We start from the raw sequence: 21,612 nt of genomic DNA, 5'->3' as shown, positions 1-21,612 counted from the left end.
TGCGGGGAAATAGCCAATGATCTGTTCATCCCGTTCTTCACGTGCCTGGAGTTGAATATGTCTGCTGCCTTTAACGTTATCGCCACCCTGATCGCCAAGCCCGGCCAACAGGCCACCTTGGAACCCCTGCTGCGTGGCCTGCTGGAGCCGACCCGCCGCGAAGCCGGCTGCGAGCAGTACGACCTGCACCAAGACCTGCAACACCCCGAGACCTTCTACATGCTCGAACGCTGGAGCAACGACGCCGCGCTGGCAGACCACGACCAAAGCGCGCATATCCAGGAGTTTCGCGCCAAGGCCGCTGACGTACTCGAACACTTCGAGCTTAAGCGCCTGAAATTTCTTGCCTGATCACCGCCCTTTTTCCGGAGCCCCCATGAAAGCCATTGCCTACTACGCATCACTGCCCATCAACGACGAAAATTCCCTGCAGGACATCGACCTGCCGGAACCGGTCGCCGGCCCTCGCGACCTGCTGGTAGAAGTCAAAGCCATCTCGGTCAACCCGGTGGACACCAAGGTGCGCCAGAACGTCGCCCCGGAAAACGGCGCCGCCAAAGTGTTGGGCTGGGACGTGGCCGGTGTGGTCAAGGCCATCGGCAGCGAAGTGACCCTGTTCAAGGCCGGCGACAAGGTGTTCTACGCCGGCTCCCTGGTACGCCCGGGCGGCAACAGCGAACTGCACACCGTGGACGAACGTATCGTCGGCCATATGCCCAAGACGCTGGGCTTTGCCGAGGCCGCTGCGCTGCCGTTGACCGCCATCACGGCGTGGGAACTGCTGTTCGAACGCCTGCAAGTGCGTGAGGGTAAACAGGATGAAGGCCAGAGCCTGCTGATCGTCGGCGCCGCCGGTGGTGTGGGGTCGATCCTGACTCAATTGGCCAGCCAGCTCACTGCGCTAAAGGTGATCGGTACCGCCTCGCGGCCGCAAACCCAGGCATGGGCCAAGGCACTCGGCGCCGATCTGGTGATCGACCACAGCCAACCGCTGAGCGAAGCACTGAAGCAGGCCGGCCACGCGCAAGTGACCCACGTCGCGAGCTTGACCCAGACCGACCACCACCTGGACCAACTGGTAGAAGCGCTGCGGCCCCAAGGCAAGCTGGCCCTGATCGACGACCCCAAGGCGCTGGATGTGAGCAAACTCAAGCGCAAGAGCCTGTCGCTGCATTGGGAGTTCATGTACACCCGGTCGATGTTCGAAACACCGGACATGATCGAGCAGCACAACCTGCTCAACCGCGTGGCCGAACTGATCGACGCCGGCACCTTGAAAACTACGCTGGGTGAACACTTTGGCGTGATCAATGCCGCCAACCTGCGCCGTGCCCATGCGCTGCTGGAAAGCGGCAAGGCCAAGGGCAAGATCGTGCTGGAAGGCTTCTGACAGTAACGTCGGTCAGTGTCGTCCGTTATTCGCGTGAGTAAGGGACGACACCGCTAGTCAGAGACTTGATCCTTGTCATATTTGTGAGCGTATTCAGGTTTATATTGGCCGCCTTTGCCACGATTCTTTTACGTGAGGAAGTCAGTAATGAAGATCCTGATAAAAGCGTTAGCAAAATCCCAATGGGAGGTCCGTCTGGACCAGAAAGCCATTGTTTTCCACACCGAAGCCGAGGCTCGCGCCTTTGCCGATACCCTGCAGGCGCGCATCCAAGCGCCCCATCGTTTCCCGCTCAGCCAGCCACAATCCGCCGCCGGCTGAGCGTCCTTCAGGCCTGCGCCTGCAAGGCCCTGGCCCGCTGCAGGCGCTGGGTCGACACGGCTACCGCCACGGCCAATACACCGCACAAGCTGATGACCATCGCCATTGGCATTGCCGTGCCATCGTGCAACATCCCCACCAATGACGCGGCCCCCGCCGCCACGCCGAACTGGATGCAGCCCAGCAACGCCGAGGCGCTACCGGCACGGGCGCCCTGCCCGCTCATGGCGCAGGCCGAGGTGTTGGGCAAAATGCAGCCCAGGCTGGCGATGCAGATAAACAGCGGCACCAGCAATGGCCACAGTGCATCAGTGTGCAACGCCGAAATGCCCAGCAGCGTCATGCCTGCCAACGCGTAGAGCCACACCGTGCGCGACAGCAAAAACGCCGGGCCACGCTTGGCCAGCAGGCGCGCGTTGAGCTGCGCCACCAATATAAAACCGGCAGCGTTGGAACCGAACACCCAGCCGTAATGCTCGGCGGGCACGCCATAAAGCTTGATAAACACGAACGGTGAACCGGCGATATAGGCAAACATGCCGGCAATCGACAGCGCGCCGGTAAGCGCATAACCGAGGTAAACCCGGTCCGACAGCAGCCCGAAGTAGCGGCGCAACGATCCGGATAGCGGCTGGCGCGGCTGATGGGCCGGGAAAGTTTCCGGCAGGCCGAATGCAACGGCGACGGCGGCCATTACGCTGAAGATCGACAACGCCAGGAAAATCGACTGCCAGCCCCACACCCCAACCATCAAGCCGCCGGCCAGCGGCGCAAGGATCGGCGCCAGGCCGGTTACCAGCATCAATTGGGAAAACACCTTGGCCGAGCCCACCGCATCACATTTGTCGCTGACCACCGCGCGGGAAATCACCATGCCCGCGCAACCGCCCAGGGCCTGCACGAAGCGGGCGCCGATCAGCCAGTCGAGGGAAGGTGCGTAGGCACAGGCGAAAGACGCCAGGGTAAATAAGGTCACGCCGCTGAGCAGCGGCCCGCGCCGGCCAAAGCGATCCGCCAGCGGGCCGTAGATCAATTGGCCGATGGCCAACCCTGCGAAATACACCGCCAGGGTCAACTGGATGTGTTTTTCATCGGTGGCGAACGCCGTGGCCATTGCCGGAAAGCCCGGCAGGTAAAAGTCGATCGCCAGCGGGGCAAAGGCGCTCAAGGCCCCCAGGATCAGAATTATGCGAAGGTTCATCAGGCACCCAAGTGAGTCGGCAGCCCGACAGTCTAGCCGGGCCTGGGTGCCTTGAACATAACGATAGCTCGCTAACTATTAAAATCAGGCGAGCGTGGCTTTATAGCCTTCTTCTTTAATGAGGTTGATCACCTCGTCGGCAGACAAACGGCTTTCCACGCCCACTTCCCCGGCAGCCAGATCCACCTTCACACTGGCCGCCGGGTCCTGGCTCTGCACCGCCTGGGTCACCGCTTTGACGCAATGGCCGCAGGTCATTCCTTCAACGCTGAATACTTGCATGACATGACTCCTTTGATGAGGTTGACGCCAGTCTCGACCTTGCCATGATGGCAAGGTCAAGTTTTGAAAATATCGGCCGGGCTGGTATTCGGCGGCACGGTCGGCCAAGCTTGAGGCATCGTTGATTCAACCCACGGAGCATTCGCCATGCGCTGGTCGTATTTTGGCCTTGTCGGCCTGATGAGCTTGTCTGCCGCTGCGCCCTTGGCCAGCGCCGCTGAAGACTATGCAGTGCTGATCATTTCCCGGGAGCGCCTGGAGGTGTCGACCAATTGTGAGATCGGCCTGTATCTCAATGACCAGCTCGCCGGTCGGCTGTTCCAGGAACAGGCCACCTCGTTCAACCTGGCGCCCGGAACGGTATCGCTGCGCCTCAAACTGTTGCCGGGCCAGGCAGCAGGCTGCTTGCCCGGTCTGCTCGCTCCGCCTGCGCAAAACATCACGCTCAAGGCCGGTGACGTGCGCAAGTTGCGTATCGCCCAAGGCCCGGACGGCATGTACCTCAAAGGCGCCAAATTGGACTACTAAGGCGCTTGACCTTCCCCACAGGTCAAGGTTGATCCTAGGCGCAACTTCTTCCGGAGGACTGCCCCATGAACGGATCCACCACCTTTGACCTGCCCATCAGCGGCATGACGTGCGCCAGCTGTGCCGGGCGTGTCGAGCGCGCATTGGGCAAGGTGCCTGGGGTGCAAAGCGTCAGCGTCAACCTGGCCAACGAGCGCGCCCATGTTGAAGTCATGGGCCAGATGGACGCGGCCGTATTGATCGCGGCCGTCGACAAAGCCGGCTACACCGCCACCCTGCCCCAAAGCGAAACCGCCACCGACGCCAACCAGGCCCAGCGCCTGCACCGCGAGCGTTGGGCGCTGCTGCTGGCCATTGCGCTGGCACTGCCCCTGGTGCTGCCAATGCTGGTGCAACCCTTCGGCATGCACTGGATGCTGCCCACCTGGGCGCAATTCGCGCTGGCCACTCCCGTACAATTCATCCTCGGTGCGCGCTTTTACAGCGCCGCCTGGAAAGCCGTGCGCGCCGGTGCCGGCAATATGGACTTGCTGGTGGCCATCGGCACCAGCGCCGGTTACGGCCTGAGCCTGTATGAATGGCTCACCGCCCCCGCAGGCAGCATGCCGCACCTGTATTTTGAAGCCTCGGCCGTGGTGATTGCCCTGGTACTGCTCGGCAAATACCTGGAAAGCCGTGCCAAACGCCAGACCGCCAGCGCCATCCGTGCGCTGGAAGCCCTGCGCCCTGAACGCGCCATTCGTGTGCAGGGCGGCCGCGAAGAAGATGTGGCCATCAGCGCGCTGAAGCTGGATGACCGGGTGCTGGTCAAGCCGGGCGAGCGCTTCCCGGTGGACGGTGAAGTGCTCGAAGGGCAAAGCCACGCCGACGAAGCGCTGATCAGCGGGGAAAGCCTGCCGGTGCCCAAACAACCGGGCGATAAGGTCACCGGCGGCGCCATCAATGGCGAAGGCCGCCTGCTGGTACGCACCACCGCGCTGGGCGCCGAAAGCGTATTGGCCAGGATCATCCGCCTGGTGGAAGACGCCCAGGCCGCCAAGGCGCCGATCCAGAAACTGGTGGATAAAGTCAGCCAGGTCTTCGTACCGGCCGTGCTGGTGCTGGCCGTGATCACTCTGCTGGGCTGGTGGTTATACGGCGCCTCGCTGGAAACCGCGATTATCAACGCCGTGGCGGTACTGGTGATCGCCTGTCCTTGCGCCCTCGGGCTGGCCACCCCGACTGCAATCATGGCCGGCACCGGCGTCGCCGCCCGCTACGGCATCCTGATCAAAGACGCCGAAGCCCTGGAGCGTGCCCATGCAGTGAGCGCCGTGGTGTTCGACAAGACCGGCACCCTCACGTCCGGCGCACCCAAAATCGCCCACTTGGCGGCGCTGGATGGCAATGAAGCCTTGCTGCTGCAACAGGCCGGCGCGCTGCAACGTGGCAGCGAACACCCGTTGGCCAAGGCAGTGCTGGATGCCTGCGACGAACGAGGGCTGGCAGTCGCGGATGTGAGCGCCAGCCAATCCCTGACCGGACGCGGCATCGCCGGCACCCTGGACGGCCGGCAACTGGCCCTGGGCAACCGCCGCTTGTTGCAAGAGAGCGGCTTGAGCGCAGGCGACCTGGCCACCCGCGCCCAAGACTGGGAGGCCGAAGGCCGCACCCTGTCGTGGCTGCTTGAACAAGGCGCGCAACCCAAGGTGCTGGGGCTGTTCGCCTTTGGCGACACCCTCAAGCCCGGCGCACTGCAAGCGGTGACGCAACTCAAGGCACGCAATATCAGCAGCCACCTGCTTACCGGCGACAATCGCGGCAGCGCGCGAGTAGTCGCGCAGGCGCTGGGCATCGACGACGTACACGCCGAAGTGCTGCCCGCCGATAAAGCCGCCACCGTCGCCGAACTGAAGAAAACCGCGGTGGTGGCCATGGTCGGCGACGGCATCAACGACGCCCCGGCCCTGGCCGCCGCCGATATCGGCATCGCCATGGGCGGTGGCACCGACGTGGCCATGCACGCCGCCGGGATCACCCTGATGCGCGGCGACCCACGCCTGGTGCCGGCCGCGCTGGAGATCAGCCGCAAGACCTACGCAAAAATCCGCCAGAACCTGTTCTGGGCCTTTGTGTATAACTTGATCGGCATTCCCCTGGCCGCATTCGGCCTGCTTAACCCGGTGCTTGCGGGCGCAGCCATGGCCTTGTCCAGTGTCAGCGTGGTGAGCAATGCACTGCTGCTCAAAACCTGGAAACCCAAGGATTCTGGAGGATCAACGCCCATGAACATCGGCCAAGCCGCCCGCCAGAGCGGGCTGAGTGCAAAGATGATTCGTTACTACGAGTCCATCGGCCTGCTCAAGGCCGCCCACCGTACCGACAGCGGTTACCGCGTGTACGGCGCTGAGGACCTACACACCCTGGCATTCATCAAGCGTTCGCGGGATCTGGGGTTTTCACTGGAGGAGGTCGGCAAGCTGCTGACCCTGTGGCAGGACCGGCAACGGGCCAGCGCCGATGTGAAAGCCCTGGCACGCCAGCATATCGAGGAGTTGAATCAGAAAATTGTGGAACTGGGGCAACTGCGCGACACGTTGCAAGACTTGGTGGAACACTGCCACGGTGATGATCGACCGGATTGCCCGATTCTCAAGGAGTTGGCATCGGGCAGTTGCTGCCCCTGATCATCTTAATGGCCCACCAAAAACCAATGTGGGAGGGGGCAAGCCCCCTCCCACATTTTTCAGATCTTCATTTGCTGGAAGATCACTGCATCCAAGGCGGAGGCGGTGGCTCTTCGGACGCTTTGCTCGCGGGCGCATCATCCGCAGCCCGAATCGCCTGACGACGCTCTTCATCCAAACGTGCCGCTTCGATCTCGCGGATCACACCGCCCACGTCCGCCAATTCTTCCGGCTCATCGAACTCACCGGTCAATACGCTGGCCGGGTGCAAAGTGCCGGCTTCATACAGCGCCCACATTTCCTTGGCGTACTTGGTCTTCTTCAGCTCCGGGGCAAAGCGCCCGAAGTAGGAAGCCATATTGCCGACATCCCGCTCCAGCATGCTGAACGCGTGGTTGTTGCCCGCCGCATCCACCGCCTGGGGCAGGTCGATGATCACCGGGCCCGTAGGGGTGAGCAGCACGTTGAACTCGGACAGGTCACCGTGCACCAGGCCGGTACACAGCATCAGCACGATCTGGGAGATCAGGAAGGCGTGGTATTCACGCGCCTGGTCCGGCTCCAGCACCACGTCGTTCAGACGCGGCGCCGCATCGCCGTACTCGTCGGCCACCAGTTCCATCAGCAGTACGCCTTCGAGGAAGTCGAACGGCTGGGGCACGCGAACGCCAGCACCGGCCAGGCGAAACAACGCCGCGACTTCGGCGTTCTGCCAGGCATCCTCGGTTTCTTTCTTGCCGAACTTGGAGCCCTTGGCCATGGCCCGGGCCTGACGGCTGTTACGGACCTTGCGCCCTTCCTGGTATTCGGACGCCTGACGAAAACTTCGTTTATTCGCCTCCTTGTAAACCTTGGCGCAACGCAATTCGTTGCCGCAGCGCACCACATAAACAGCTGCTTCTTTACCACTCATGAGTGGGCGCAGCACTTCGTCGACCAGACCGTCTTCGATCAGGGGTTCAATGCGTTTAGGAGTCTTCATCAGCTTTTATTGTGGGTCCTTTATTACCAAATACGCGTATGGCACTCGTTATACGGCAATCGGCCCGCCGGTGGGAGAGGCGACCGACCTTTGACCACTCAAGAATGCATCCTATATGCCAGTTTCCATGGCAATCAACGCTCAATAATCGCCGTGACGCCTTGCCCACCCGCGGCGCAGATCGAAATCAACCCGCGCCCCTTGCCCGCCGTGCCCAGCAATTTGGCCAGGTTGGCGACGATACGGCCACCCGTGGCGGCAAACGGGTGGCCGGCCGCCAGCGAGCTGCCCTTCACATTCAACCGGCTGCGGTCGATGGAACCCAGTGGCGCGTCCAGGCCCAGGCGGGTCTTGCAGTAGTCGGTGTCTTCCCAGGCCTTGAGGGTGCATAACACCTGGGCCGCGAAAGCTTCGTGGATCTCGTAGTAATCGAAGTCTTGCAGCGTCAGACCATTCCTCGCCAACAACCGTGGCACGGCATACACCGGCGCCATCAGCAGGCCTTCGGCGCCGTTGACGAAATCCACGGCTGCCGCTTCGCCATCGCGCCAATAGGCCAGGATCGGCAAGCCACGTTCCTGGGCCCAGGCTTCGCTGCCCAGCAGCACCAGGGATGCACCATCGGTGAGCGGCGTGGAGTTGCCGGCGGTGAGCGTGCCCTTTTCGCTGCGTTCGAACGCGGGTTTGAGCGCCGCCAGTTTTTCCAGGCTCAGGTCGGGGCGCAGGTTGTTATCGCGGGTCAGCCCCAGGAACGGAGTGAGCAAATCGTTGTGCCAGCCTTCGGCGTAGGACGCGGCCATTTTCTGGTGGCTTTCAAGGGCGAGCTGGTCCTGCTCGGCACGGGGAATCTGCCAGGTCTGCGCCATCAACTCACAGTGCCGGCCCATGGACAACCCGGTACGCGGCTCGCCATTGCGCGGCAGCTCGGGCTTGAGGTGATGGGGACGAAGTTGTAACAGAAGTTTTAATTTATCGGCCATGGATTTGCTGCGGTTGGCCTGCAGCAGGATTTTGCGCAGCCCTTCATTCACGCCGATCGGCGCGTCGGAGGTGGTGTCCACCCCGCCCGCGATGCCGCATTCGATCTGGCCCAACGCAATTTTGTTGGCCACCAGCAGCGCCGCCTCCAGCCCGGTGCCGCAGGCCTGCTGGATGTCGTAGGCCGGGGTTTGCGGCGACAGGCGCGAGCCCAGCACGCATTCGCGGGTGAGGTTGAAATCACGCGAATGCTTGAGCACCGCGCCGGCGGCCACTTCACCCATGCGCAGGCCGTGCAGGTTGTAGCGTTCGATCAGGCCTTCGAGCGCCGCTGTCAGCATCGCCTGGTTGCTTGCCGTGGCGTAGGGGCCATTGGAACGGGCGAACGGAATGCGGTTACCGCCAATGATCGCTACACGGCGCAATTGAGTCATGGAAAGCTCCCTCTGTGGGGTGGGCGGCTGCGGTGGGCCAGATAGCTGAGCCTAGTCGAACGACTGCTACCCTGGGATGGTCAACCCTTTGAACCCCAGCCTTCGGAGAGCGTTCCATGTCTGACCGTTATATCGACTTCGCCAACTCAAGCCTCGGCCATCGCCTGGTCGCCGCCCTTGGCCTGCCGTCACCGGTACGCCTGGAACGCTGGCAAGCCGGGCGCCTGCGCCCGGTGGACGGTGCCCTGCTGGTGGGCGGCGGCGCGCTGGCGAGCCGGGTGCAGGCGTTTGCCCATAAACTCACCGAGGCCATCTACAGCTACGGCACCGAGAGCTCGACGTGGATTCCAGGGCACGGCCCAAAACTCAAGGCCGTGGTGTTCGATGCCAGCCACTTGCAGCACACCGATCAACTCAAGCAGCTTCGCGAATTCTTCCAACCGCTGCTCAAAAACCTGGATAACAGCGCGCACCTGGTGATCCTCGGCCGTGCCCCGGAAAGCCTGCGCGACCCGTTCGCCGCCAGCGCCCAGCGCGCCCTGGAAGGGTTCAGCCGCTCCCTGGCCAAAGAACTGCGCAACGGCGGCGTGCTGCAATTGCTCTACGTCGGCGACGGTGCCGAACACCAGTTGGAAGGCGCGCTGCGCTTCTTCCTCTCGCCAAAAAGCGCGTACATCTCTGGCCAAGTGATTCGCCTGCAGGCCTGCGCCACGCCCGTTGAAGACTGGACTCGCCCGTTGGCCGGGCGCAAGGCGCTGGTCACTGGCGCGGCCCGAGGCATCGGCGCATCCATCGCCGAAACCCTGGCCCGCGATGGCGCCGACGTCATCCTGCTGGATGTGCCCCAAGCCAAGGCCGATCTCGAAGCGTTGGCCGCGCGCCTGGGTGCGCGCACAGTGGTGCTGGATATCTGCGCCGAAGACGCCGCCGGCCAGTTGATCGAACAGTTGCCCGATGGCCTGGACATTCTGGTGCACAACGCAGGGATCACCCGCGACAAGACCCTGGCCAACATGACCCCGGAATATTGGGACGCGGTGCTGGCGGTCAACCTCAGTGCCCCGCAAGTACTGACCCAGGCACTGCTCGACAGCCACACCCTGCACGACAACGCACGCGTGGTGCTGCTGGCGTCCATCAGCGGTATCGCCGGTAACCGTGGGCAAACCAACTATGCCGCGAGCAAGGCAGGCTTGATTGGCCTGGCCCAGGCATGGGCGCCGCTGCTGGCGGAACGCGGGATCAGCATCAACGCCGTGGCCCCAGGGTTTATCGAAACCCAGATGACCGCGCACATTCCGTTTGCCCTGCGCGAAGCCGGGCGACGCATGAGTTCGCTGGGCCAGGGCGGTGTGCCGCAGGACGTCGCCGAGGCCGTGGCGTGGCTGGCCCAGCCGGGCTCCGGTGCGGTCAGTGGGCAAGCCGTGCGGGTGTGTGGGCAAAGCCTATTAGGAGCGTGATGCATGCAATGGCAGACCTTGAGCAGCCCCCCGTTTCTGCCGCCGCTGTATTGGCGCGCGGCACTCAAGCGCAAGATCACCGGCACGGCCCTGCCTGAACAGGGCGTGCGCTGCCGGGTCAGCGTCAATTCCTGGCAGGTGGCGGCCTATCGCAAAGTCTGCGGGTTTGCCGACAGCCCGGTGCTGCCGGCCACCTACCCGCATATCCTGGCGTTCGGCTTGCAGATGCAGCTGCTCACCGATCACGCCTTTCCTTTCCCGCTGTTGGGCTTGATCCACCTGAGCAACCGCATACGCATCCACCGGCCTTTGGGCGGTGTGAGTGAACTGTCCATCGCCGTGCACGCGCAAAACCTGCAGCCACACCCCAAGGGTGCGACGTTTGACGTGGTGACCCGCGTCGAAGATTCCCTCGGCCTGTTGTGGGAAGCCGAAAGTCGCATGCTGTGCCGAGGCGTGAAACTCGACGGCGAAACGGCGCAGGCCGTGCAAGCCGCCCCCACTCAAACCGGCGAAATCACCCGTTGGAAAGCCCCGGCCGATATCGGTCGCCGCTATGCCCGTGTGTCGGGCGACTACAACCCGATCCACCTCAGTGCCTTCACTGCAAAACTGTTCGGCTTCCCCCAGGCCATCGCCCACGGCCTGTGGAACAAGGCGCGCACACTCGCCGCACTGGCTGAGCATCTGCCCGCGGCCAATATTGAACTAACGGTCGAGTTCCAGAAGCCCGTGCGCCTGCCCAGTGAAGTGGTATTGCTTGCCAGTGCTGCCGGTGCCCGTGGCGAATTGATGTTGAAAGGTGCGGGCGACATTGAACATATGCGGGGTAAATGGCAGCCGATCACGGAACGGCATTGATTAATTGTATATATACGCAAAAAGTTATAGCGGGCCTGATCAGGCCCGCTTCTGTTAATTAAGCTTCTGATTTAAAACACCTATACATTTGGAAAACCAGTACCGCATTGGCCCTGGCAGTCGCAATGACGCTCGGCGGCTGCAGCAGCGGCGCCGGCACCGACACACGCTGGGCACCACCCTGGGCAGCTTGCCGATCTTAGGCGTAACCGCCCGCGACCTGACCATCACCACCGGTACGACAGCCTCTGGGGCCGGTGCGGCGTTTTTCAGTGCGGCGGATAGCTGGAGAGCACGCGGCTCACGGTGGTGCGAATGGCTTTGTCGCGATCCTGCGGGTTGGGCGTGCTGCTCATCATCTGTTCATCGCTGCCGCGCCACACCAGTTTGCCGTCCTTGCCGTCGAGCAGGTCGATCTGGATGGTCGCGACTTTGTAGGTGATGTTGCGCGTTTCGTCGTACATCGGCGCGCCCCAATAGCCATTCCACGGGCCACCCCAGGCGCCACCGTAGCGGGTGGTGACTTGTTGCTGGCGGTCTTCGACGATCAGGTACGCCTGCACGTTCAGGTCAGCCCTGGTACCGGCCGCCGCAGGGCGCAGGCCGCGTTGGTCGAGTTGGTCGCCCACGGCTTGGCGGATGCGCTGCTCGGTAAGGTCGCTCTTGATACGCGGATCATCCGGGCGGTATTGCAGCGCCGGGTCTTTCCAGGCCCAACTGCGGTAGGCGGCGAAATCTCGGCTGGCGTCGAAATCGTGGTTGACCTGGCTGGTCTGGCAACCGCCCAGCAGCACGACAACAGCAAGCGTAGCGATGCGACGAAACATGGTGATCTCCAAAAACGAGCAAGGCGTCAGATGAGAATAGCTGTTAACTCGGAGGATACGCCGTCAGCGCCTTTTGCACCGCCTGGCGCAACGCATCCGCGCGCTCGCTGAGGCTGCCCTGGCTGCTGGTTTCCGCGCTGGCGCTCCACACCGGCTGGCCACTGCGCGCGTCGAACAGATTGACGCGCACCACCACCACTTGCACTTCATAAGTGCGCACGATGGGCGCCGAGTTGTACATGCCGTAGCCATTGCCGTAACGGTTATAGCCACCGTAGCCGTAGCCATAGTCGTCCTGGACCTGTTTGAGGCGCTTCTCCAGGCGCACATCGGCGCTTACCCACAGGTCCGGGGCACGCTTGTCATGCAGCGGGCGCAAGCCGCGCTGGTCAAGGGCACCGCTGACCGCTTCGGCCACTTGCGCCGAATCAGCCCACGCCGTGCCCGCCGGCAGCTGGCCGTTGCGCCAGGCCCAATTGCGGTAGGCGCCGTAATCGCGCACCGGCGCCGGGTAGGCGCTGGTGTCAAAGGTGGTGGCCGCCTGGGCCGGTGCCGGCGGCATCGGGGCCGAGGCTGCGACGTAGGGGTTGGGGCTTGAGCAAGCGCTCAGGCCGAGGGATAACAGGATCAAACAGAGACGACGCATTTCGACCTCCGCAGACTGGGCCGCTTAAACCGGACGGCAGATCCAGTGCAAATAACGCCCAAGTCCGGCAAAGCTTGGGTGACGACGGTGAGCGAGTTCCATCTCTACAAGGTCCTGAAGATGGGCGCGGGCCTGGAATTCCACCGGCATGTAGTCGTGGAACACCCGCACCCCACTTTGGCTTTCGACCTGCCACAACCCCTGGAGTTGCGCCGCCAATTCGCGTGGGTCGAGGGGCTGCTGCGGGGTAAGGCTCTGCTTCTCGCCGGCCATGTCGTTCTTGCGCATTTTGCGAAAGTGGCCTTTGAGCAGGTTGCGGTAAATCAGCGCATCACGGTTGTAGAACGCCAGGGACAGCCAGCCGCCGGGCACCGTCAACTGATGCAGCACCGGCAGGATCGCATGGGGTTCGGCCAGCCATTCCAGCACGGCGTGGCACAGCACCAGGTCGTAGGGTTCGGTGAGTTGGCCGAGCAGGTCTTGCCAGGGCGCATGGATAAAGGTCGCGGCCTGCCCTGCTTCGGCAAACCGTTGGCGCGCGCCGTCGAGCATCGGCTCGGCGGGTTCGGCCAGGGTTACCTGATGCCCGCGCTCGGCCAGCCACAGCGACATATGCCCCAGGCCTGCGCCAATATCCAGCACGCGCAAGGGCCGATCCGGCAGCGCTTCGGCCAGGTCGGCCTGCAACACCGCCAGACGGATCGCACCTTTGGCGCCACCGTAGATCTTCTCGGCAAAGCGCGTGGCCAACTGGTCGAAATGGCGATCACTCATGGCTAAACCGCCGTTCGCTGTCGGCCAGTTTGGCGCGTACCACTTCGTTCATGTCCAGGCCCAACTCGCTGCACAACAACAGCAGGTACAGCACGATATCGCCGACTTCCTGCCCGGCGTGGGCAAGTTTATCGGCAGGCAACTGGCGCGATTGGTCTTCGGTGAGCCATTGGAAAATCTCCACCAGTTCGGACATTTCCACACTGGCGGCCATGGCCAGGTTTTTCGGGCTGTGGAACTGCTTCCAGTGGTTGGTATCGCGGATGCGGTGCAGGCGTTCGGTGAGGTGTTCGAGGTTCATGCTGGGCTCCTGAAGGTGTGTAGCTTCGGGGGGATCAGGGATGAAGGCAAGTGAATAGGTGCGTTGTGCTCAAGGCCGCCATCGGGGCTTGCTCCCGATGGCAATTTAATCAACAACGCTGAATTCAAGGCGTGCCGTTTGGCCAGCCTCATCAAGGACACTGAGCTGATAACGCCCCAACCGCTCGAAACTGGCATTGATGAAGTCCTGATTGGCACTGTCGCCCAGCGGCTCGCCGTTGAGGAACCACCAGCGTCGGCCACTGCCGCCCAGGGCGGAAAGTTTCAGGCGCAAGGTTTGTTGGCTGCCGGCGGGCAGGCGCAGTTGGTCGCCTTCGCGCACGCCGACGATTGACAGCGGCGAGGACGCCGCCAGTGCCGGTGGCGGGCACTCCGGGTCGGCCGCCGGGATGCGCGCTTCACGGCGTTCCGCCCTCGGCAGCCACGGTTCCAGCGGCGCGGGCCACAGGGCGATACGCCTGGCGACCGCGCCCGGGCAATGGGCATCCACCCGCAGCCCCCTGGCGTTGACCCAGATACTTTCCATCAAGCCCACACTCAGCGGTTGGTCCAAGGCCTGCAAGGTCGGCGGCGTGGTGTTGTCCAGTGTCCAGGCGAAGCGCTGGCGCCGGCAATTGGGGTCGCCGCGGCTCATGGGCTGGCCGAGCGGCCAACAGATCGCCGCCACACCCACGTTCGCCGGCACCGGTTTAACCGGGGCGCTGATGCCGCGCTGGCTGTCGCGGTTGGTCAGCACGTCGTGTACTTGCAGCATCAACGGCGCAGCCGAAGCCAGGCCGAACTGCCCCGGCACCGGCGTGCCGTCCGGTCGGCCGATCCACACGCCGATCAAATAGCGCGGCCCCACGCCGATCGCCCAGGCGTCGCGAAAACCGTAGCTGGTGCCGGTTTTCCAGGCCAGCACCGGGCGCTGGACCAGTTCGGCGCGCGGGTCGCGGTCCGGCCGTGCCTGGCCGCTGAGGATGCGCCGCACAATCCAGGCTGCCCCTGGCGACAGCAACGGCCGTTCTCTAAGCGTGTCGTCCGGCTGCAATCGCAAGGTGGCGCTCTTGCCGTCGCGGGCGAAGGCGCTGTAGCCGCTCACCAGGTCTTCCAGTCGGCTACCCGCGCCGCCCAGGATCAGCGCCAGGTTGGGCTCGGCCAACGCCGGCAATGCCAGGGGCACGCCGCCGATACGCATCTGGGCGGCAAAGCGCTTGGGCCCGTACGCTTCCAGCAACTGCACCGCCGGCAGGTTGAGCGAACTGGACAGCGCCGTGCTCGCCGGCACCGCGCCGGTAAACCCCATGGAGAAGTTGCCCGGCCGGTAATCGCCGTAGCGCCGGGGCACGTCTTGCAACAGCGATTCGGAGTGGATCAAGCCTTCATCCAACGCCATGCCGTACAAAAAGGGTTTGAGGGTGGAGCCGGGCGAACGCAACGCGCTGATCATGTCCACATGACCGAAACGCTTGGCGTCGTTGATGTCCACCGAGCCCAGGTAGGCGCGCACCGCCATGCTTTCTGCCTCGACCACCAGGATCGCGGCCGAGGTGTGCTCCGGCAACCGCGCACGCCATCCCAGCAGCAGGTCTTCGAGGCGGCGTTGCAGGTTGGCGTCCACGGTGGTGCGAATAAGCGGCGGGCTGTCGGGGCGGTTCAGACGCCGGGCGAGCAACGGGGCAAGGCTTGGCTCCAGGCGCGGGGCGAGCAACAGCGGCTCTTGCAGGGCTTCATCGACGGCTGATTGCGGCCATACCTTGAACTCGCCCAGGCGGCGCAGCACCTTGTCGCGGGCAGCCTGGGCGCGTTGCGCGTGACGGTCCGGGCGCAAACGGCTCGGCGCCTGGGGCAACACCGCGAGCAGCGCCGCTTCGGCATGGGTCAACTGTGACGGGGACTTGCCCAGGTAGGCCCAACTGGCCGCCGCCACGCCTTGCAAGGTGCCGCCAAACGGCGCGCGGTTGAGGTAAAGGGTGAGAATTTCATCCTTGGACAAGTGCCATTCCAGCTGCGCCGTACGCCACAGTTGACGCAACTTTCCCTGGAAGGTGCGCGAATGCGGATCGAGCAAGCGCGCCACCTGCATCGACAAGGTGCTGCCGCCGGACACCACCCGCGCACCGGTCAGGTTCTGCCAGGTCGCCCGCGCCAGTGCCAGCGGGTTTACGCCCGGGTGCTGGAAGAACCAGCGGTCTTCGTAGGTGAGCAACGCATCCAGGTAATACGGCGACACTTCGTTGGTCTGCACCGGGTAGCGCCACACGCCATTGGCATCGGCGAACCGCCACAACGGTGTGCCATCCTCGGCCAGAACCACCCGTGCCAGGTCATCCTGGGGCAGGGGCAAGGGCCAGATGCGGTCGGCCAGCCATAACAGGGCAATCACCAGCAGCACAGACCCAAGAGCCCAGCGCAGTAAACCCTGTGGGCCCCGTGTACGCCCTTGAAGGATTAATCGAAACCTCAAACCGGCAAACCTCTATGCTTGTAGGGAACTAGCCTGTCGCAATAACAACCAATGCACAGATACGCCCACCTTCTCATCAGGACACACACATGCAGGTAGAAAGCTTCTTCGAATGGTTGGGCCAGGCGCTCGGTTCCGTCATCCGGTTTATCGTCGATGGCCTCAGTGGGCTGTTCGGTGCGCTGACCCATGCCGGCGGCAACTTTATCGAAGGCCTGTCGCGCACGTTGGGCATGGACACCTCGATCATCAGCATTCTCACGCTGATCATCGGCCTGATGTTGTTGTATTCGGCGGTACGCGCATTCATGCGGGCATCGATCATCATGGGGATTATCTGGTTGATGCTGGGCCTGTGGCTGCTCAGTTGGGTCGTGCACTGACCCTGAAACTGCCACAGCCCCCTGTGGGAGGGAGCCAGTCGAATCGTCGCACCGCCCCTCCCACATTCATCTTCATTCCAAGCTGAAGTATCAGCGGCCCTTGATCACCAGATCCGCCGGGGTCTCTCCCACCGCCTGCCAGTTCGGCCGGTACATCGACTCCACCTGCGGCGGCGGCACGCGGTAAGTGCCCGGTGTCACCGCACGCGCCAGGTACAGCAGGTGCGTGGTGCCATCGCTGTCCAGGTTGATCGCCGCCACGTAGCGATCATCACGGAATTGCTGATGCTTGAGCGCCGCGTTCTGCATCGACTCACGCCACTCCTTCACTTGGCTGCTGGCGTTTTCCAGGCTGGCGGCGCTTTGCGCCAGGTTCTGGTTTTCCAGCTCCAGGCCGGCGGGCAGCAGGTCGACCACCAAGGCATCCGGCACACGCTGCTTGGCGCTGACCGCCAAATGCACCAGTACCAGGTCGCCGCTATTGAGGTTGCGCAGGTTCAGCGGCTGGCCATTCATGCCCAGGTATTCGCGGCGGATGCTCAGGTTCTCGCCACCCGGCGCCGGTGGCACCTGGGGGTAACCCGAAATGGTCAGTTGCTGATACACCGGCGTGTCACTCTGATTGCTCAGGCTCAGGTCGTCGGAGAGCAATTTGTCGTCCAGTTGCAGCGTCGATTGTTGGTTATTCAACTCGCGTACGCCGCCACTGCCGGTCAGGGATACTTGCCAGTTTGCCTCAGGCCGGGCGAACCCAAGCCGCCCGGCCAGGAACAGCGAATTACGCTCCTGGGTCGACAAATACGGGCTGGCCGCCAATTGGTCCGACAGCGTAAACAGGCGCTCTTCACGCTTGCCCTTGGCCAGATCGTTTTCTTCAAGCAAGGCCAGGATCATCGCTTGGTCACGCAGCGGGCTTCCATAGTCGGCCAGCCATTCCTTGGCGCTGCGCTGCGCCGCCAAGCCGGCCTGCAAGGCCTGGTCCGCACGCGGCTGATCGCCCATTTTTTGCAGGGCGACGGCCAACTGCACCAGCGGCAACCCGGAACGCGCATCGCTGCGGCGCTCGAAAATACTGCGCAACGCCCCCAGCGGCGCCTGCTGACTGCGCGCCAACACCATGCCTGCATACGCTTGCACGGCAAAGCGCGTGTGTTCGGCATTGTCGCTGTAATCGACCTCGATCAGGTTGCGCTCCTGCACATACCGCAACAGGCGCTCGCTGGCCTTTTTCAGCGCGTCGCCCGGCACGGCAAAACCCTGGTCGCGGGCACGCAGCAAGAAGTCGGTGACGTAGGCGGTCAGCCAATATTCTTCCTCGCCATCGGCGCCCCACAAGCCAAAGCTGCCGTTGTAGCGCTGCATGCCCAGCAGGCGTTCGATGCCCAGTTCGATCTTGCGTTTGCGCTCGGCATCCGGCTCGCCCTTGATGCTCAGGCGCTTGAGCAACGCATCGTCGGCATACAGCGACGGGTACAGGCCGCTGGCGGTTTGCTCCAGGCAACCGTATGGGTAGGCCTTGAGCGCCTTGATCTGCGCCCCGAGATTCAACGGCGGCCGGCTCGACAGGCTCAGCAGCGCTTCGCGCCCCGAGGTATCGAATTGCTCAAGGGTGGCGGCAGGCAAGCTCCAGGGTTCGCTTTTCAGCACCGCGCGATACTGCTTGAGCAACGCGGGGTACGCAGGACGCACACCCAGGGCCCACTCCCGGCTGAACGGCGGCAGGCTTTCACCCGGCAGGTCCAGCCCGTTGACCGTCACTTTCACCTTGCCCTGGCCCAAACCGCCCCAGGCTTTGACCGGAATACGCAGCGTCGTGCGCTGGCCCTGCTTGAGTTCGACGGTTTGCGCGCCACCGTTGACGAGCTCCAACTGGCCGTCTGCGCTCAGTTGCACGTCGAGTTTCTGCGCCTTGCCCGACAGGTTGGACAGGTCCAGCGCCAGGCTGGTCTGGTCTCCACCCGCGAGGAAGCGCGGCGCCGACAGCTCGGCGATCAGCGGCGCGGCAATCACCGTCCTGGCTTCAGCCATGCCGTAGCGATCTTCGCTCCAGGCCTGGGCCATCAGGCGCAGTTCGCCGTTGAAGTCGGGGATATTGACGCTGACTTCGCCCTCGCCCTTGTCATTCAGGGCTACCGGCGCGCTTTGCAGGGCGACGATGGTCACGCTGGTGTCCGGGCGCTTGCCGCCCTTGGCCAGCGCGGCATCACCGCCAAAGGCCAGGCTGGCCAGACGGCCCTGGCCGGCTTCGATCAGTTGGCCGTAGATGTCGAACTGGTCCACGCCATAGGCCTTGCGGCCGAACAGGCTGGCGTAGGGATCGGGCGTCGGGTATTGGGTGATATTGAGGATGCCCACGTCCACTGCCGCTACCAGCACATGCACCTGTTTGGGGACGCTGCCATCGGCATTCTTGGCCGCGACTTTCACCGTCAACGGCTGTTTGGGACGCATTTTTTCCGGCGCGGTGAGGGTAACGCCCAGTTTGCGCTGGGTGCGATCCAACGGCAGGTGCAGCAAGCCAACCGCCCGTTTGGGGGTGATATTGGCTTTGCGCTCGCCGGGACGAATCACCAACGCACTCACGTACAGGTCATGGCGCGACCATTTCGGGTCGAGCTTCACCGCGAAGCTTTTGCCTTCGGCCGGCACCTCGATTTCCTGCCACCACAATGGCCCTTCGGCGGACTCCACCAACAGGTAGCCTTTACCGGCGGCCGGCGGCGTAACGGTGACGTTGGCGGTATCGCCGTCGCCATACGCCGGTTTATCCAGAGCCAGCTTGACCTGGTCGGGGCGCACGGCGCCGCCTTCGGTGTTGTCCTGGGCCTGGTAACCGGCCCAGAAGCGCAGGCTGCTGACCAGGCCGGTCTGCGGGTCTTCGACCTCGACGCGGTACGGCCCCCACTCCACCTGGAAGCTGACCTTGGCGGTGTCGCCGGCCTTGATGTTCAGGCTCTGTTCGTCGAGGTTGAGGAATTTCTCGTTGTAGTGGTAGCTCCAGCCGTCGTTGTCCGAGTAGTTCCAGTAGTAGTCGCGGCGCTCGCGCACCAGGCGCACCTTAAGGTTCTGCGCGGCGAGTTTCTGCCCGTCCGGGTTGGCCAGCAGCACTTCGAATTCCGCCGGGCCATCGCCATTGGTTTCGGTGCCGTCAAACAGCCCACGCAGGCCCGGCATCTGCTCCGCCGGCCAGATCGGTTGCACCAGGCGTCGGGTAATCGGGCGTCCGCCCGACTCCTGCAGGCTGGCCTGCACGATCAGTTGCAGCGGCGACTTGGCCTCGGCCCATTTGCTTTCCAGGATGATTTTTTCCTGGCCCTTGGCATCCAGCACGCCCTCGTCCAGTTCGAAATCCTGGCTCAGTTCTTCTTCGGTGACGGAGCCGAATTGATAGCCCGGCAGCGCCTTGACCGCTTCACGCAAGGGCCGCACATACACTTGCCCGCTGACCCGATTGCCGGCGGCCGGCGCGCCGTAGAGGTAGCGCCCGTCGAGCTGAATCACTGCGGTCTGCGCTGGGTTCAGCGGCGTGTCGCTGCCCTTGAGTTCGAGCGCCAGGCGCTCGGGCAGGAAGTCTTCGACGAGGAATTCATACAATTGCGGTTTGCCATCGCCCAGGTCGAACACCAACTGCCAGCGCCCGGTCGGTGCTTCGCCGGCCAGTTGCAATTGATATTGATAGAGGCCGGAAGCGTCGGCGTCCCACACAAACTTGCGGCTGACCTGTTCGTCGGGGCGGCGCACCTCGACACTCACCGGTTGCGGCTTGACTGCATTGCCGTCCTTGTCGCGCAGCAGCGCATTGAGCAGCACGGTTTCGCCGGGGCGGTACAGGTCGCGCGGGCCGAACACAAAAAACTGCAGTGGGTTCGACGGTTGGCCGCCAATATCGAACTCCGCCAGGTCCAGCGCCGCGCTGTCCAGGCGCAACAGGCTGGTTTGCTCGCCCTGCTTGGCCAGCAGCACCTGGGCTTTTTTCGGCAACGGCAGCTGCGCGTGGCCGCCCTTTTCGGTCTTGCCCTGGCCGACCACTCGGCCGTCGGCGTCGAGCACTTCCAGGGCCACGTCGTCCAGCGCCTTGCCGCCGTCCAGAGCCTGGGTGAACACATCCAGACGATTGGCGTAGCGATGCACCGACAGGCCGATGTCACTCAAGGTAAATAGCGTGGCCGGCTGCGAATAGTTGTAGGTGCCCGACGCGCGCATCACCGCCAGGTACACCCCCGGCTGCTGCAATTGTTTGAGGCCGGCGATCGGCAGCAACAGCGTTTCGCGGGTGTTGCGTGCAGGTTTCAGGTCGAAGCGGCCGCCATAGACCAGGTCGGCCAGCGGCAGCAATTCGCGGGACTCATAACTTTGCAGGCTGGTATTGCGCCCCCACTGCGCCAGGAACGAGGGCAGCGATTCGGGCTTGATACGGAAGAATTCGACGTCGATCTTGTCGACGTTCAACGCAATCACCGGCAGGCCCTCGGCCAGGCGCGTCGGCAACAGCGTGCCACGGCTGGCGAAGCCGACAGTGGCTTGCAGGTCGCGGGTTTCCAGGCGGGAGGTGTATTCGGCGGCGAGCTTGTTTTGATTGACTGCCTCGACCCCGGCATCCACCGTCAACACCAATTTGCGCTGGGGTTCCAGATGGCGCAGGCGCAGCTCCATCAGGTTGTCGGACAGCTCCCAGGCGCCGTCGACCTTGCCGGACTTGCTGTCCACCAGATGGAGTTTGTCGGCGAACTTCTGATCGGGGTCCAGCGGGATCGAGAAACTCACCGACAGCGTGCTGGCCCCGTCCAACTGCACCTCGGACACGTCCACCACGCTCAACTCACGCCCGGCATAACGCTGCTTCAACGCCGCCACATCCACCGCAGCCTTGACCGGTTTCGGCACGGTGGTTGCCGCCGCCGCAGGAGCGGTGGGAGCGGCGGGTTTGTCGGAGGAATCGCAGGCGCTCAGCAGGGCCAGCGCGCAAGCGAGAAACAGTCCTTTGTTAAGCATGGGGCACTCATCGTCAGAGGGAACCGGGGGGTGAACTATATATCAGCCGGGGGTAAGGCCGATGTGGCGCTGGTCACATTGACCGACGGAGGGTGGGTTTGTTCTGGAGGAGCCTGA

General features: G+C 63.4%; 18 protein-coding genes and 1 pseudogene. 9 read left to right on the top strand and 10 right to left on the bottom strand.

The features are described 5' to 3' along the window. Window positions 1-57 precede the first annotated feature (57 nt). The 3 genes from AB4O25_RS21820 to AB4O25_RS21810 all read left to right on the top strand — a co-directional run bounded on the left by AB4O25_RS21820 (window position 58) and on the right by AB4O25_RS21810 (window position 1,711). Window positions 58-351, top strand: coding sequence for a putative quinol monooxygenase (locus tag AB4O25_RS21820; protein ID WP_017527837.1), 294 nt, complete (start codon window positions 58-60; stop codon window positions 349-351). A 25-nt stretch (window positions 352-376) separates the two neighbouring features. After that, the gene (locus AB4O25_RS21815; RefSeq protein WP_017527838.1) at window positions 377-1,390 is read left to right on the top strand and encodes a zinc-binding alcohol dehydrogenase family protein; all 1,014 of its coding nucleotides are present in this window, start codon (window positions 377-379) and stop codon (window positions 1,388-1,390) included. Window positions 1,391-1,537: 147 nt separating this feature from the next. Continuing rightward, window positions 1,538-1,711 carry a hypothetical protein gene (locus AB4O25_RS21810; RefSeq protein ID WP_017527839.1) on the top strand — a complete coding sequence of 58 codons (174 nt, stop codon included), beginning with the start codon at window positions 1,538-1,540 and terminating at the stop codon, window positions 1,709-1,711. A 7-nt stretch (window positions 1,712-1,718) separates the two neighbouring features. Here the strand turns inward: AB4O25_RS21810 and AB4O25_RS21805 are convergent, their stop codons facing one another. Beyond that, a complete protein-coding gene (locus AB4O25_RS21805) occupies window positions 1,719-2,912 on the bottom strand; it encodes a multidrug effflux MFS transporter (protein ID WP_017527840.1) in 1,194 nt (397 codons plus the stop codon). Between the two features lie 84 nt (window positions 2,913-2,996). Then, entirely contained in the window at window positions 2,997-3,194 is a 198-nt protein-coding gene (locus AB4O25_RS21800) for a heavy-metal-associated domain-containing protein (RefSeq protein ID WP_017527841.1), read from the bottom strand. Window positions 3,195-3,341: 147 nt separating this feature from the next. Here AB4O25_RS21800 and AB4O25_RS21795 point away from each other — a divergent pair, with 147 nt between their 5' ends. From AB4O25_RS21795 to cueR, 3 genes and pseudogenes are all read left to right on the top strand, one after another. Next, the gene (locus AB4O25_RS21795; RefSeq protein WP_017527842.1) at window positions 3,342-3,722 is read left to right on the top strand and encodes a hypothetical protein; all 381 of its coding nucleotides are present in this window, start codon (window positions 3,342-3,344) and stop codon (window positions 3,720-3,722) included. A gap of 65 nt (window positions 3,723-3,787) precedes the next feature. Beyond that, window positions 3,788-5,962, top strand: a pseudogene (locus tag AB4O25_RS21790) (heavy metal translocating P-type ATPase); the annotation flags it as partial. A 24-nt stretch (window positions 5,963-5,986) separates the two neighbouring features. After that, on the top strand, window positions 5,987-6,388 hold the full coding sequence (gene cueR, locus AB4O25_RS21785) for a Cu(I)-responsive transcriptional regulator (protein WP_065879404.1): 402 nt from the start codon (window positions 5,987-5,989) through the stop codon (window positions 6,386-6,388). A gap of 82 nt (window positions 6,389-6,470) precedes the next feature. Here the strand turns inward: cueR and AB4O25_RS21780 are convergent, their stop codons facing one another. After that, entirely contained in the window at window positions 6,471-7,370 is a 900-nt protein-coding gene (locus AB4O25_RS21780; RefSeq protein WP_017527845.1) for a PA4780 family RIO1-like protein kinase, read from the bottom strand. A 134-nt stretch (window positions 7,371-7,504) separates the two neighbouring features. Next, window positions 7,505-8,782 carry an acetyl-CoA C-acetyltransferase gene (locus AB4O25_RS21775; protein ID WP_460149968.1) on the bottom strand — a complete coding sequence of 426 codons (1,278 nt, stop codon included), beginning with the start codon at window positions 8,780-8,782 and terminating at the stop codon, window positions 7,505-7,507. A gap of 116 nt (window positions 8,783-8,898) precedes the next feature. On the opposite strand from AB4O25_RS21775, the gene AB4O25_RS21770 reads away from it, so the two are divergent. After that, complete coding sequence (locus AB4O25_RS21770; RefSeq protein ID WP_017527847.1) at window positions 8,899-10,242, top strand: 3-oxoacyl-ACP reductase; 1,344 nt, start codon at window positions 8,899-8,901, stop codon at window positions 10,240-10,242. Between the two features lie 3 nt (window positions 10,243-10,245). Continuing rightward, the gene (locus AB4O25_RS21765) at window positions 10,246-11,103 is read left to right on the top strand and encodes a MaoC family dehydratase (RefSeq protein ID WP_065879407.1); all 858 of its coding nucleotides are present in this window, start codon (window positions 10,246-10,248) and stop codon (window positions 11,101-11,103) included. Between the two features lie 269 nt (window positions 11,104-11,372). On the opposite strand, the gene AB4O25_RS21760 is transcribed toward AB4O25_RS21765, so the two are convergent. The 5 genes from AB4O25_RS21760 to pbpC all read right to left on the bottom strand — a co-directional run bounded on the left by AB4O25_RS21760 (window position 11,373) and on the right by pbpC (window position 16,048). After that, window positions 11,373-11,930 carry a DUF4136 domain-containing protein gene (locus AB4O25_RS21760; protein WP_068937852.1) on the bottom strand — a complete coding sequence of 186 codons (558 nt, stop codon included), beginning with the start codon at window positions 11,928-11,930 and terminating at the stop codon, window positions 11,373-11,375. A 43-nt stretch (window positions 11,931-11,973) separates the two neighbouring features. Further along, entirely contained in the window at window positions 11,974-12,576 is a 603-nt protein-coding gene (locus tag AB4O25_RS21755; protein WP_017527867.1) for a DUF4136 domain-containing protein, read from the bottom strand. 24 nt (window positions 12,577-12,600) lie between these two features. Continuing rightward, window positions 12,601-13,350, bottom strand: a complete 750-nt coding sequence (locus AB4O25_RS21750) for a methyltransferase (RefSeq protein WP_017527868.1) — start codon at window positions 13,348-13,350, stop codon at window positions 12,601-12,603. Beyond that, complete coding sequence (locus AB4O25_RS21745) at window positions 13,343-13,651, bottom strand: MazG-like family protein (protein ID WP_017527869.1); 309 nt, start codon at window positions 13,649-13,651, stop codon at window positions 13,343-13,345. The genes AB4O25_RS21750 and AB4O25_RS21745 overlap by 8 nt, the downstream gene beginning before the upstream one ends. A gap of 105 nt (window positions 13,652-13,756) precedes the next feature. Then, window positions 13,757-16,048 (bottom strand): peptidoglycan glycosyltransferase PbpC, encoded by a 2,292-nt coding sequence (pbpC, locus tag AB4O25_RS21740; RefSeq protein WP_068937851.1) that lies wholly within the window; start codon window positions 16,046-16,048, stop codon window positions 13,757-13,759. A 161-nt stretch (window positions 16,049-16,209) separates the two neighbouring features. Here pbpC and AB4O25_RS21735 point away from each other — a divergent pair, with 161 nt between their 5' ends. Next, window positions 16,210-16,503: a hypothetical protein gene (locus AB4O25_RS21735; protein WP_017527871.1), complete on the top strand. Its 294-nt coding sequence runs from the start codon at window positions 16,210-16,212 to the stop codon at window positions 16,501-16,503. A gap of 90 nt (window positions 16,504-16,593) precedes the next feature. On the opposite strand, the gene AB4O25_RS21730 is transcribed toward AB4O25_RS21735, so the two are convergent. Beyond that, a complete protein-coding gene (locus AB4O25_RS21730) occupies window positions 16,594-21,495 on the bottom strand; it encodes an alpha-2-macroglobulin family protein (protein WP_460149967.1) in 4,902 nt (1,633 codons plus the stop codon). Between the last annotated feature and the right edge of the window lie 117 nt (window positions 21,496-21,612).

Source organism: Pseudomonas sp. S3_A03 (assembly GCF_054668275.1).
This window is presented reverse-complemented; position numbering and strand designations above follow the sequence as displayed.

Coding starts and splice junctions, on each gene's coding strand:
- AB4O25_RS21820 (WP_017527837.1), top strand. CDS start 58: ATGTCTGCTGCCTTTAACGTTATCGCCACCCTGATCGCCAAGCCCGGC.
- AB4O25_RS21815 (WP_017527838.1), top strand. CDS start 377: ATGAAAGCCATTGCCTACTACGCATCACTGCCCATCAACGACGAAAAT.
- AB4O25_RS21810 (WP_017527839.1), top strand. CDS start 1,538: ATGAAGATCCTGATAAAAGCGTTAGCAAAATCCCAATGGGAGGTCCGT.
- AB4O25_RS21805 (WP_017527840.1), bottom strand. CDS start 2,912: ATGAACCTTCGCATAATTCTGATCCTGGGGGCCTTGAGCGCCTTTGCC.
- AB4O25_RS21800 (WP_017527841.1), bottom strand. CDS start 3,194: ATGCAAGTATTCAGCGTTGAAGGAATGACCTGCGGCCATTGCGTCAAA.
- AB4O25_RS21795 (WP_017527842.1), top strand. CDS start 3,342: ATGCGCTGGTCGTATTTTGGCCTTGTCGGCCTGATGAGCTTGTCTGCC.
- cueR (WP_065879404.1), top strand. CDS start 5,987: ATGAACATCGGCCAAGCCGCCCGCCAGAGCGGGCTGAGTGCAAAGATG.
- AB4O25_RS21780 (WP_017527845.1), bottom strand. CDS start 7,370: ATGAAGACTCCTAAACGCATTGAACCCCTGATCGAAGACGGTCTGGTC.
- AB4O25_RS21775 (WP_460149968.1), bottom strand. CDS start 8,782: ATGACTCAATTGCGCCGTGTAGCGATCATTGGCGGTAACCGCATTCCG.
- AB4O25_RS21770 (WP_017527847.1), top strand. CDS start 8,899: ATGTCTGACCGTTATATCGACTTCGCCAACTCAAGCCTCGGCCATCGC.
- AB4O25_RS21765 (WP_065879407.1), top strand. CDS start 10,246: ATGCAATGGCAGACCTTGAGCAGCCCCCCGTTTCTGCCGCCGCTGTAT.
- AB4O25_RS21760 (WP_068937852.1), bottom strand. CDS start 11,930: ATGTTTCGTCGCATCGCTACGCTTGCTGTTGTCGTGCTGCTGGGCGGT.
- AB4O25_RS21755 (WP_017527867.1), bottom strand. CDS start 12,576: ATGCGTCGTCTCTGTTTGATCCTGTTATCCCTCGGCCTGAGCGCTTGC.
- AB4O25_RS21750 (WP_017527868.1), bottom strand. CDS start 13,350: ATGAGTGATCGCCATTTCGACCAGTTGGCCACGCGCTTTGCCGAGAAG.
- AB4O25_RS21745 (WP_017527869.1), bottom strand. CDS start 13,651: ATGAACCTCGAACACCTCACCGAACGCCTGCACCGCATCCGCGATACC.
- AB4O25_RS21735 (WP_017527871.1), top strand. CDS start 16,210: ATGCAGGTAGAAAGCTTCTTCGAATGGTTGGGCCAGGCGCTCGGTTCC.
- AB4O25_RS21730 (WP_460149967.1), bottom strand. CDS start 21,495: ATGCTTAACAAAGGACTGTTTCTCGCTTGCGCGCTGGCCCTGCTGAGC.